14 protein-coding genes are annotated in these 11,772 nt (G+C 67.9%); 7 read left to right on the plus strand and 7 right to left on the minus strand.

Annotation, left to right across the window (positions count from 1 at the left end):
- Positions 1-184 precede the first annotated feature (184 nt).
- Complete coding sequence (locus tag VD997_16460) at positions 185-1,036, plus strand: LexA family transcriptional regulator (protein ID HYE63585.1); 852 nt, start codon at positions 185-187, stop codon at positions 1,034-1,036.
- Between the two features lie 251 nt (positions 1,037-1,287).
- Entirely contained in the window at positions 1,288-2,076 is a 789-nt protein-coding gene (locus tag VD997_16465; protein HYE63586.1) for a hypothetical protein, read from the plus strand.
- A gap of 21 nt (positions 2,077-2,097) precedes the next feature.
- Here VD997_16465 and VD997_16470 read toward each other — a convergent pair whose 3' ends face one another.
- Positions 2,098-2,577, minus strand: a complete 480-nt coding sequence (locus VD997_16470; GenBank protein HYE63587.1) for a hypothetical protein — start codon at positions 2,575-2,577, stop codon at positions 2,098-2,100.
- A 604-nt stretch (positions 2,578-3,181) separates the two neighbouring features.
- Here VD997_16470 and VD997_16475 point away from each other — a divergent pair.
- A complete protein-coding gene (locus tag VD997_16475) occupies positions 3,182-4,447 on the plus strand; it encodes an ATP-binding protein (protein HYE63588.1) in 1,266 nt (421 codons plus the stop codon).
- A 21-nt stretch (positions 4,448-4,468) separates the two neighbouring features.
- Entirely contained in the window at positions 4,469-4,771 is a 303-nt protein-coding gene (locus tag VD997_16480) for a hypothetical protein (GenBank protein ID HYE63589.1), read from the plus strand.
- Positions 4,772-4,804: 33 nt separating this feature from the next.
- Here VD997_16480 and VD997_16485 read toward each other — a convergent pair whose 3' ends face one another.
- From VD997_16485 to VD997_16510, 6 genes are all read right to left on the minus strand, one after another.
- Positions 4,805-4,960 carry a hypothetical protein gene (locus VD997_16485; protein ID HYE63590.1) on the minus strand — a complete coding sequence of 52 codons (156 nt, stop codon included), beginning with the start codon at positions 4,958-4,960 and terminating at the stop codon, positions 4,805-4,807.
- Positions 4,961-5,070: 110 nt separating this feature from the next.
- Entirely contained in the window at positions 5,071-6,012 is a 942-nt protein-coding gene (locus tag VD997_16490) for a YdcF family protein (GenBank protein ID HYE63591.1), read from the minus strand.
- Between the two features lie 5 nt (positions 6,013-6,017).
- On the minus strand, positions 6,018-6,602 hold the full coding sequence (locus VD997_16495) for a hypothetical protein (protein HYE63592.1): 585 nt from the start codon (positions 6,600-6,602) through the stop codon (positions 6,018-6,020).
- Positions 6,603-6,847: 245 nt separating this feature from the next.
- Entirely contained in the window at positions 6,848-7,018 is a 171-nt protein-coding gene (locus VD997_16500; protein HYE63593.1) for a hypothetical protein, read from the minus strand.
- Positions 7,002-7,265, minus strand: coding sequence for a hypothetical protein (locus VD997_16505; protein ID HYE63594.1), 264 nt, complete (start codon positions 7,263-7,265; stop codon positions 7,002-7,004). Before VD997_16505 ends, VD997_16500 begins: the two co-directional genes overlap by 17 nt.
- Before the next feature lie 39 nt (positions 7,266-7,304).
- Complete coding sequence (locus VD997_16510; protein ID HYE63595.1) at positions 7,305-9,053, minus strand: 2Fe-2S iron-sulfur cluster-binding protein; 1,749 nt, start codon at positions 9,051-9,053, stop codon at positions 7,305-7,307.
- Positions 9,054-9,261: 208 nt separating this feature from the next.
- On the opposite strand from VD997_16510, the gene VD997_16515 reads away from it, so the two are divergent.
- The 3 genes from VD997_16515 (at position 9,262) to VD997_16525 (ending at position 11,748) form a co-directional block, all read left to right on the plus strand.
- Positions 9,262-9,999, plus strand: a complete 738-nt coding sequence (locus VD997_16515; protein HYE63596.1) for a hypothetical protein — start codon at positions 9,262-9,264, stop codon at positions 9,997-9,999.
- A gap of 159 nt (positions 10,000-10,158) precedes the next feature.
- A complete protein-coding gene (locus VD997_16520) occupies positions 10,159-10,794 on the plus strand; it encodes a hypothetical protein (GenBank protein HYE63597.1) in 636 nt (211 codons plus the stop codon).
- A gap of 222 nt (positions 10,795-11,016) precedes the next feature.
- Positions 11,017-11,748, plus strand: coding sequence for an XDD4 family exosortase-dependent surface protein (locus tag VD997_16525; protein HYE63598.1), 732 nt, complete (start codon positions 11,017-11,019; stop codon positions 11,746-11,748).
- Positions 11,749-11,772: the final 24 nt, after the last annotated feature.

Below are 11,772 nucleotides of genomic sequence, written 5' to 3' on the forward strand. Positions count from 1 at the left end.
GTCGTTGGCGGGCCTTGATCAGAAAAACCAAACACGGAGGCACGGAGAGCACGGAGGGGAAAGCTGGGGGAGCTTGGATCGAGAAGCCGGCGATGAGGGACTTCGAACTTGAACGATCAATCTTCCTCTCGCGTGTTCCCCTCCGTGCTCTCCGTGCCTCCGTGTTTGGTTTGGAGGGACTTCAATGACGCAGCAACAGGTAGGCGCAGTGATCAGGCAGCGGCGGCAGGAGCTCGGCCTTTCGCTCCAGCGCGTCGCCGACGGTGCGGGCTGCGCGAAGAGTCTGCTCTCGGCCGTCGAGAACGGGGACCGCAACCCGCCCGGTGATGAGATCCTCCGCCGCATCGAATCGGTGCTCGCGCTTCCACCGGGCCAGCTCGTCGCCGCCGCGGCGTGGCAGCGCGGGCTGGATGCCGGCGGCGCGCCGGTGCGCGAGGGTGTGGCGAAACTGCAGGACCAGCAGCGCGTGGCCCAGCGCCTGGCCGAGCTGCTGAAAACCAAGGGGGAAAAGAGCGGCTCCATCGACACGCTCTACCGCAGCGGTGAGCTGCGCCGGCTGGTTGACCAGCTCTCGGGCGGGCGCGAGAGCGCCGCGGCATCGGGCGGGGTCGTCCCCATCGCGCTCCCGCGCGAGGTGCCGCTCATCAACAAGGTCGCGGCCGGCTACCCGAAGGAGTTCACCGACCTGGGATACCCCGCGCGCGTGGCGGACGAGTACGTGCGCTGCCCGGACCTGGATGACCCCGACGCGTTCGCGTGCCGCGTGGTGGGTGACTCGATGCAGCCGGTGTACACCGAGGGGGACATCGTGGTGTTCAGCCCGACAAAGACGGTGAAGAGCGGCATGGACTGCTTCGCGCGCCTCGAGCCCGACCACGAGTCGACGTTCAAGCGCGTGTACCTGGAGCACGGCAAGGACGGCGAGGAGCTGATCCGCCTTCAGCCGCTTAACAGCGCCTACCCGCCGAGAGTCGTCGGGCGCGAACAGGTCGCCGGGCTCTACGCGGCCGTCAGCGTCATGCGCAAAATTGTCTGAGGGGTCCATCAACGCACAAAGCTGTGCGGTGCAGCGGTGTTTCAGCGCAGTTTTCCGTCTTCATTCGACGGTGGGCAGGCGAGCGCGCCACGTGGTAGCACGGCCACGCGATTTTCTGAAACAAAATGCGTGCATGCCGGTACCACGTCCGTTAGGATCGGCCACTGTTAAGACAGGCAAGCTGAACGACGACCCGTGCGTGACGTCCTTCCGGGAAAATCGTCGGACTCCTTAGAGGGAAGGGGGCTCCGATGTCAGGGGAAAAGAACGGAACTTTGGAGGACCCCGGCAGGGGTTCAGAGTCGGGGCTGGTCGGGCTCGAGCCTCTCCGCGGCAGGGGTGATCGCGGAGAGGAGCCGGTTCCGACCTTCAAGCTCGGCGAGCGGCGACCGCCGGAGCTCACGCTGCTTCCGGCGTTGGACGCGATCCCGGGCCCGCGTCTCCAGGAGATCGCCACGTGCCTGGGGCTGTGGAACATCGAGGGGCTGAACAGGGACGAGCTGATCCGGCTGATGCAGCGGGCCCCGCTGGTGAATGTCGACGCGGTGTGGACGCAGATGAGCACGCTGGAGCGCGGGCTCGCGCGCCGGGCCCTGGCGAAAGCCGCGCAGGTGTGCGAGGTGAAGCCGCCGGCCGAGCCGCCGGTGGTCCGCAGCCTCTTCGAAGTTCTCGATCCCCGCGTGCTGTCCACCCGGCTGGGCCTTGGAATGAAGGACGCGCTGCTGGCAGGCGTTGAGAGCGCCACCCGGCGCCTGTTTTCCCTGCTGACGCTGCTCTCGGTCGCCCGCCTGACGGAGGTGGGGCGGACGCTCGGCCTGGAATGCAAGGACCACCTGTCATTGGCGCGCGGCATTGAGCACCACCGCGTCCCCACGCGCGAAGTTCTGGCCGTCATGACGGACCGCGAGCTCCGAACGGCGATGGCTGTCTGGGCCGTCACCGCTCCACGCGAGGAAGTCATGGAGCACCTGGCGCAGACCATCGACGGCGTGCACCTGGGCGCTCGGGAGCGGAGCCCTGACGCGGGTTCCGGCGCCTAGATGCTTTGAGGGACCCGCGGCTCAGTGCAGCGTGTGCATGACGCGTGCGCCGTCATCCAGCAGCGAGCGGATCTCCGCCTTCACCCGCTCGAGCGTGGAAGGGTCGTCGGCCGCGAGGCACCACGTGAACCCGCCGTGACCCTTGAGTTCCTGGAAGAGCACGACCCGCGTTTCTTCTGATGCAGGTCCGAGCCGGCGCGAGATGGTGATGCAGAGCAGCCCGCCGTCGTGCGGCAGCTGGAGCAGCCAGCCGGCGTCACCGGGCATGCCGCCGAGGGCCTCGGAAAGGTCTGAGCCCTTTGGCGCCCCCAGCCAGCGCATCGGCCCCAGCAGCTCTCGGAGCGCATCGGCGATGGGCGTGCGCAGGACGGGCGTGGGCTGGTTGTTGGGCGGGGGGTGCGTCGGGCGAGCGGTGCTCGGCCGCGACCGGGGCTCGTCATGACGCCCCGGAGCCCCGCGACGAGAGTCGGTCCTGGAGTTGTTGGAGCAGTGCCGATCCATGGCTCTTCCGGGAAGTAGTACGCGCTCGTCGTGAGCGCGCCGCAAACGGATCGTGTAGTGCTTTGGAACGTTCCGTTTACAGCTAAACGCTTGGCGTTCGTTCGCATTGTCGTGCACCGCATGAAAATCGATCCTTCAACGAAAAAGCCGGGCCATGATCTCTCGCTGGCCCGGCTTCCAGGAGCGGCCGCCCCGTCGGGGGCGTTGGGGCGGCCAGCACATGACTCAGTTGGGCCGGACCGGGGTGAAGGTCTGCTGGAGGTCGTGTGAACGTCCCGCGCACGAAAAAAGCAAAAGCCGGGCACGAAGGCCCGGCTCGCATCCACGGCGTCGCTTGGGATTCGCGCCACCGCATCCGCACGTGCATGGTGCCTCGGTGGTTGTGACTGCTTGTGAGTGACCGGTTAAATCGATACCACCGGCTTGCCAACACCGACCGGCTTCAAAGTGCGTCCAACCCGACGAACAGGTGAGCGCCCTTGGAGCCCCGCACCCGGTCGGCGCTTGAAAGTTCAGGTTAGGAACAACTCCGCAACACATTGGCGGCGTAGCACTTGTGAGTACGTTCAACCGGCGGGCCAAGGCCGCCGGGCAAGGGGCACCGATGTCACCAGGTCAGGACGATCAGCGGGCGCTGGGCCTCGAAGGAACCGCACGCCATACGCCGGGCCGCGCCGCGGGACGCGCCCAGCCGGAGCCGGCCCGCGGTGACAACGGCAACGACGCCGCGCTCCTCCGCCGCCTCGCCCGCAGCCAGGCCCGCTACAAAGCGATTGTCACCGTCTCGTCCAACCTCGTGTGGGTGCGCGATGCCCAGCTTCGCTTCACCGAGCCCTGCCCCGACTGGGAGCGCTTCACCGGCCAGCGCTACGAGGAGTACGCCGGGCACGGCTGGATCGACGCCATCCACCCAGAGGACCAGCCCCGCGTGCGCGAGAAGATGCACCACGCGCTCGAAACCGCCGAGCCCATGATCCGCCTGCGCTACCGCCTCCGCCACCTCGCCGACCAGGGCACGCTCGAGTGGCGGCATGTCGAGATCACCGCCTCACCCGTGCAAGACGACGACGGTCAGGTCATCGAGTGGGTCGGCATGGTGCAGGACCGCACCGCCCAGCACGAGTGGGAGAGCCAGAAGGCCCGCCAGACCGAAGAGCTCGCCCGCAGCAACCGCGACCTCGAGGACTTCGCCTACATCGCCGCGCACGATCTCAAGGAACCGCTGCGCGGGATCCGCCTCATCGCAAGCTTCCTCGAGGAGGACAGCCAGAGCAAGCTCGACGAGGACGGCAAGCGACGCATCGCCCAGCTCCAGGAGCTCTGCGGCCGCATGCAGATGCTGCTGGATTCACTGCTCGAATCGGCCAAGGTCTCGAGCGTCCCCATGACCCACGAGTGGCTCGAGGTGCCCGGCGTCGTCGGTGAGGCCGTGCAGCTCGTCGGCGCCCGCGTGCGTGAGGGCAACGCGCAGGTCTCCGTGCACGAGAGCGCCCACGGCGTGCGTCTCTGGGGCGACCCCGCCCGCCTCGCCCAGGTCCTCGCCAACCTCATCGCCAACGGCATCAAGTACAACGAGTCGCCCGCGAAAACCATCGAGGTCGGCGTCGCCTCACGCGACGGCGGCCAGGCCACGCTCTACGTGCGTGACAATGGCATCGGCGTGCCCGAGGACAAGCACTGCGAGGTCTTCCGCATGTTCCGCCGCCTGCACCCGCGCGAGTGCTACGGCGGCGGTGCGGGCGCAGGGCTCTCCATCGTCAAGAAGATCGTCGAGCGCCACGCGGGGCGCGTGTGGCTCGAATCCGACGGCCCCGGCAAGGGCTCAACCGTGTACCTGACTCTGCCGACCGAACCCGGCCACTCTTCTTGACCCACCCCTGAGCCTTGAAGCTTGAAGCCGCATCCCCTGCCCGGGTATGCTCCCCGGCCCGTGGTGAACGCGGGGTCACGCGACGAGGCGTGGCAGCAGGGGGAACCGCTCAGCATGACCTTGCCGCAGGTGATCATCCGTTTGTCGAGCGCGAGGCTGCGCGCGGTGGCCGCGGAGCTGGGCGTCGACGGGCTCGAAGAGGCGCCCGACGCAGCTGTGATGGAAATTGTCCTCGACCGCCTCGCCGAGCGTGCCCTCGGCGTCGATTGGGTGCTCGCACGCGTGCCTGCCGGCGAGGTCCCCGTGCTGCCGGCGAGCAACTAGTCCGCACGCCCGCTACGACCTGGTCCGGATCCGCTACTTGCGGACCACCACCTTGTCGCGCGTGTCCGGCTTCTCCTTGAACCGCTTGTGCTCGGCGTCGGCCCACTTGTCCGCCTGCTTCCACCACCACAGCGTGAACGGGATGCCGATGACAACGACCAGGGCCATGACGATCCACATGATGGTCATGAGCGATGGTAGACCATTCCAAAAGAGCCGATCGCGCAAGCGATCGAGTGTTTCCCCGGTTTGATGCGTGGGTCACTCGGCCTGCCGGCTCGCTCACGCGATCGGCTCTTTCAGCAGACGTAATACCACCACCACGCCGCCACCTCGCGACCCATGAACACCGGCAGCGCTCGCAATGCCCGCCCCTGCGGCGATGGGGCCGTGTATGCCGTGACACCCTGGTGCTCCGCCAGCAGCTTTACCCGCGGCAGGTGGTAGAAGTGGCTCACCGCAACGACCCGGGACAGGCCCAGGTCCTTGCACGCGCCGATCGTCGCTGCGGTGTTCAGCCCGCTCCGGTCCTGAGTGATGGCCGCGCACGGCACGCCCAGCGACTCCGCCAACCGCTGCATCGCCTCCGGCTCGCTGATGGCCCCGTCCCCCGGCCCGCCCGACATGACCACCCGCGGCGCCAGCCCCGCGTGGTACAGCCGCACACCCTCGCGCACGCGGTCCGACAGCGCATCCGATGGCGTGCCGTCGGCGTACACACGCGCGCCGAACACGACGATCGCCTCAGCCGGGCGCGCGTAGTTCGTCAGTCCGAACGTGAGCGACTGCAGCAGCGGGAACGCCCCCGCGAGCATGAGCGCCGGCACCGCGGCCAGCACGCGCCGCGCACCCACCACGGAAGGCGGGCGGGCGTGCGCCCACGCACCGCCCCAAAGGATCGCGGCAAACAGAATCGAGAGCGGCACCGGCACGTCCGACGCAATCACGCCCCGCGACAGCAGCATCCAGAACGTCACCGCGTTCACCACGCCGATCACCGCCAGCACCGCACACGCCACTACCGCGCCCGCGCGGGCCCGACGCGAGTGAGGAATCACCACACCCGCGACGATTGCGATACAGCAGCCCGCAAGCACGCAGCCACCGATAGCCGAGGGCAGCCACCGCAAATCGACCCACCACACATTGTGATCAGCCCCGCCGAGCCCCGCGCGCACGAGGTTCGCAGAGCCAAACAGCGCCAGCACGCCGACGGACCAGCGCAGAATCTCACGCAGCATGCAGGCTACATCGGCCGTGCCACCGAGATGTCTTCATCTCGGTGGCCTTTCGCTCCCCGGGCCTCTCCATCGCCCCCGCCGCACTCCGGACAGGGCCGCCCAGCCAGCCCGCGCAGGTCATACCCGCACGCTTGGCACATCCACTTCGCCCGGTACCGCGTCAGCAGGAACCAAGGCAAGATGAGCACCCCCGCCACCGGCAGCAGCTGCACCTGCATGTGCTCCGGATAGAGGTGGTACTTCCACGCGTTCGCATCCATGAACACCGCTCGCGGCGCACTCACGCGCCCCACGTGCCACCCGGCCTGCACCATCCGCCCAAGCCGCACCTTCACCTTGGCATTCCACGGCAACTCACCATTCGCAACGATGAGCGATCCGCCAACCAGTCGCACGCGCACCTTCCCCGCCTCAGGAGGAGCGGTTATCAAACTCCCATCAGGCTGCGTGACGAGCGTCACCCCCGGCGGCTGCTGATACAGCACGTACCACACGAATGACGCTGCGCACACCAGCAGCAGAATCACTCCCAGAATAAGCTGCGCCTTCGCAACCCGGACCAACCAGCGGTGTCGGCGCGTCATCTCCATCCCCGCATGCTAATGCCGAGCGCGTGCCGCTCGCAATCAAATCGCGCGCCCAACACCGGTCCGTCAACCCCGCGCGGCTCGCCAACATCTCCAACCCCGCCCCACACAGCACTTACGGCTGTAACAGTCACGTTTGTGCGCACACTTGTGGACATGCGCGGAATCCCTCTTTCCGCCGCGACTGCGCGCCACTAGATTCCCTCAGACGCAGCAGCCCCACCAAGCAAGGAGCCCGCCATGACCGCTCATACCAGCCAGGACGCCGCGTGCGCCGACCCGCCCACAACGATCAACACGCCGTCGCCGATGCTGCAGCCCCTCTCCCCTCCCGACCGGTCCACCCTCACCGCCCTCCTGCTCAGCGACTTCGACCCCCTCGAGACCGCCTCCAGCGCGCAGTCAACCCCCTTCGACATCGTCGCCTTCTCCACCCGCCCCGAGATCGCGCCCTACATCCTCGCCCATCGCGAGCTCACGCTTGCGCGCATGGAAACCCAAGCTCTCGAAACGCTCGCCCGCCTGCTCACACCCCCGCCCCACCCAACGAAGCAGCTCGAACACCACAACATCGAAGCCCGCCGCAGCGCCACCACCATCCTGCGCGCGGTCGCGAACGCACGCGCGGCGATCAGCCGCCGCCGCGCCGCACACGTTCAGTCCCATGACTCCTATGAGTCCTATGCCGCCAAGCCTGCCTCTGACTCACAGCTCAACCATCTGCATGTCCGCGCTCTGAGCAACCTCAACAACCGGCTGGCTCACGTTGCTGACGAACACGCCCAGGTCTCCGTGGCTCTGCGCCATCTGGTGCCGGATGTTCCCGGCGTTGAAGGTCTCGGCCCGCGGCAGGACCACCTCGCGACCAGCGGGCACCTGCGCCCACGTGGAGACGACCACCACCGAGGCGACGCCATCGACAACGGGCGGCGCCCCCTGCAGCACGGCCAGCATGTCCAGGGCGATCTGCCCCTCGCTCTTGGCCACCTCGATCACCGGGATCGCCTGGTGGAACGACTGCAGCATGTTGCGGGCGTTCTCGAACGTCCCGGCCTTCTCGGCCCACGTGGCCCCGGGCAGCACGATGTCGGCGCGGTCAACCAGCGGTGTGTACAGCGTGTCGATGAGGACCGTGAACTTACCCCCGAGCGCATTCAGCAGCTCGTCGGTGGCCCACTGGGTCGGGTAGTTGCCCGTGACGATCACCCCGCCGATGTCGCTGCGCCCGCTGCCCTTGCCCAGCGCCCCGAGCAGCTGCTCGTAGGAGAGCACGTTGCCGAAGGTGGAGAGCACGCGCCGCACGCCGCGGGCGTTGGGGGCCTTCTCGGCGTACACCTTGAACCCATTAGGGTCATTCGGCGGGAAGGTCTTGTCCTCGCCGTGGAACGGCACGGGGCCGACAGCGAGCACGCACTGGGGGTCGATGGCGCGGGCGAGCTTGGCCAGCGCCCACGCCTCCTCGCAGGGCAGCATCGGGCTGACGACCAGGGCAACCCGCTTGCCGCTTGCGACGGCGACCTTCAGCCCCTCGATGGCGTCGTCGTACGCCCGCACGTAGTCGGCCTCGACCAGCGTGCCGTACTGCTTGCGCAGGGGCGAGCGGAGGCGGTCGGGGCCGTGCACGAACTTCCACCCGTAGCGGACCTCGTCGGTGATCCACCACTTGTTGACGCTCATGTTGGTCCGGGGCTTGATGCGGTAGATCTTGCCCTCGTTGTGGTGGATGGAGATGTTGTCGCCGCTGGCGGTGAGCGGGTCGATCGAGGGCGTCTCCTTGAGGAACCACACGCGCTGGGCGAACAGGAAGTCCTTGTCCAGCAGCGCGCCAACCGGGCAGAGGTCGATCACGTTCGCCGAGAGCTCGTTGTCGATCGGCACTCCCGGGAAGACGTCGATCTCCTCCTTGTTGCCGCGCCCCATCACCATCAGCTCGCCGGTGCCGGTCACCTCGCGGGTGAAGCGGACGCAGCGGGTGCACATGATGCAGCGGTCGCTGTAGAGGTAGACGTGCGGGCCCAGGTCCTTCTTGGGCTGCTTGACCTTCTGCTCCTCGAAGCGCGACACGCCGCGACCATAGAGGTAGGAGTAGTCCTGGAGGAAGCACTCGCCGCTCTGGTCGCACACCGGGCAGTCGAGCGGGTGGTTGATGAGCAGGTACTCCATCACCGCCTTCTGGTTGGCCACGGCCTTGGGGCTGTCGGTGTAGACGACCATGCCGTCCACCGCCGGGGTCTGGCAGGTGGGGAAGAGCTTGCCGCCCATGAAGGGCTCGAGCTGCCCGGCCTTGTTGGGGGCCATGGCCTCACCCAGGCAGATGCGGCAGCTGGCGACGACGGAGAGCCCGTCGTGGTAGCAGTACTGCGGGATGTCGACGCTGTGAGCGTTCGCGGCCTGGAGGATCGTCTGGCCGGGCGTGAAGTCGCACTTCTTCCCGTTGATGGTGATGGTCGGCATGGGCCGCAATGGTAGCGGGAGGGGGCCATGACTTCCGGTAACCGATCAGCCCCGTTGGGCCTGTACCACCCACGCCGCGTGCGCGCCCGCACAGACCAATCCCGGGGCGTGATCGGTGGGCTCAGGACCCATCCCGGGTCACCTTTCTGGTGCGAGGGCGACCGCACGAGGCGGACCCCTCTCCAAGCCCTAGAGAGGAGAGACAGGGATGTTGAATCACAAGCTCATGTTCGCGATGGTGGCGGGGGGCGTCGTGGGGGTCATGGGTTTGGCGGGCGCCGCGGAGGGCGCCATCATCGACCTGACCACGCCCAACTCCTCGGGCATGCTCAACGGGGCAGTGTTCCAGCACAACACCGAGCAGGCGGCGGGCACGGGCATTTACGAGCCCTTCGTGCGTATCCGCATGAACGGCTTCGAGGAGGGGTACAACACCTCCAACAACGACCTTCCGTTCGACGAGCTCGCCGGCATCTGGACACGCGACATCCAGGTCCAGGACCTGCTCACCGTCGAGCGCGACGGCATCACCTACTACGACTTCCGCCTGGACATCAACGAGTCCCGCGGCGGCACGCAGAGCCTGCTCTCGCTCGACGAGATCCAGATCTACACCTCGCCCATCGGCAGCCAGAACACGACCAACGTGGCCTCGCTGGGCACGCTTCGGTACGACCTTGACGCCGGCGGGGACAACTGGGTGAAGCTCGAGTACGAGCTCAACGCGGGTTCGGGCGTAGGCGACATGACGCTGCTGGTGCCTGTCACGGCCTTCGCCGGGGCCGCCCCCAGCGACTACGTCTACCTCTACTCCGCCTTCGGCACCAACCACAGCTCCAGCGCGGGCTTCGAGGAGTGGGCGATCCGCGGCGTGCCGATCCCCGCGCCGGGCCCCCTGGTCGTGGCCAGCCTCGGCCTGGTGCTCATCACGAAGCGCCGGCGGTAGTTTGGGCAAGACCGCCCGCGCGAGTGGCGCGGGCGGGGGATGAAGCGGTCCTCATCCTCCGAATTCGCGGGTTAGAGGACCATTTTGGTCGCCACCGTGTGGAGTTGGATGCACGTTCTCCGCAGGCGGAGCCCTCGCTCCGCGCTGTGAGGAGGATGGATGCGTTCACTGTGTTCCCTCGTGTGTGTGAGCGGGGTCCTCGCCCTTACCGGGGCGGCTTCCGCCGATGTCATTCAGTTCACCTCCGACTCCATGGCGAGCACGGAGAACCTGGGGTCCTTCGAGGGCAGCCTCGACTACAACCCCGCTCAGCAGAAGCTGACGATCACCATTACCAACACATCGCCGGTGGCCAACGGCGGGTTCCTGACCGGCCTCGCGTTCCGGATCGGCAGCAGCGATGCAGCGGCGTCGGCCATCCTGGTCACCGGCCCGGTCAACTTCCAGAACCTCGGCCCGGCCGAGGCTCCGCCGTTCGGCCACTTCGTCGCCGGCGCGGCACTCGACGCCGACTGGACCGGCGGCGGGCAGCCCTCGCGGGGCCTGGGCGTCGGCCAGACCGGGGTGTTTGAGTTCAACGTCACGGCCAGCGACGGCGCTGCGCTGGAGGCTCTGGACTTCATCGACGTGGCGAACCACCCAGGTCCGGACATGGTGGTCCGCTTCCGCGGCTTCGCCGATGGCGGCTCGGACAAGGTCCCGGCCCGCCCCGACGAGGTCGTCCCTGCCCCCGCAGGGGTGGCGGTGCTGAGCGCGGCGGGGTTGCTGGTCGCGACGCGCCGTCGTCGCCGCTAGGTTGCCCAGGTTCACAAGGCTGCGGGTGGGTGCCTGCTCCGGGGGCGTGATCGGACCACAAGCGCCGAATTTGCGCCCGCAATTCGCACAAAAATATTGAACTGCGTTGGTCTCCCCGCGAAACTTCATCCCAGCCGGGCGTTCGCCCGGATGGGTGGAGAGACTGCCATCGCACGCGCATCGGCGGCGGTGGTGCCCGGTTCGGGCGGGGAGAGACGGCCAATGCGTTCCATCTTGGCAGGGGTGATTGTCGCGGCCGCGTGCGCGGTGTCGCAGGCGGGTGTGGTGTTCAGCGGCACCAGCTCCGGCGGCAAGGCCGCGGAGGCCACCTTTTCGGTGAACGCCAGCGGCGAGCTGATTGTGACGCTCAGCAACACCTCGCTGGCCGATGTGCTGATGCCCCCGGACATCCTGACCGCGATCTCGTTCGACATCTCGGGGCCTGCGGTGGCGTTGACGCGCCTGAGCGGGCACCTGGGCGCTGGTTCGACGGTCGTGTACGACCCCGATGGCCAGCCCGCGGGCGGCGATATCGGCGGAGAGTGGGCCTACCGCGCGGGCGTGGTCGGCGCTCCGGGCGGGCGTGACTACATCATCAGCTCCTCGGGGCTCGGCGGGCTGGTCGGCAACGGCGACCGCTTCCCTGGGCCCGACCTGTCGCCGCCGCCAAACCCCGACGGTCTCCAGTATGGTCTGACGTCGCTGGGTGACGACATCGCGACGGGCAACGGCGGCGTGCTCGGCAGCGGCGGCCTGATCAAGCACAGCGTGGTGTTCCGATTGGGCAACGCCGGCGCCAACTTCGACCTCAGCCGCATCGAGAACGTGCTGTTCATCTACGGCACGTCGCTGGGCGAGGGCGAGTTCACCGGCACGCTGATCATCCCCGCGCCCGGCGCGGTGGGGCTGATGGCCGCGGGCCTGGGCGTGATGGGCCTGCGGCGTCGCCGCTGATGAAGTGACAGGGGCGCGAGCGGG

This window comes from Phycisphaerales bacterium, from assembly GCA_035627955.1.
In the GTDB taxonomy this organism is placed as follows: Bacteria; Planctomycetota; Phycisphaerae; order Phycisphaerales; family UBA1924; genus JAEYTB01.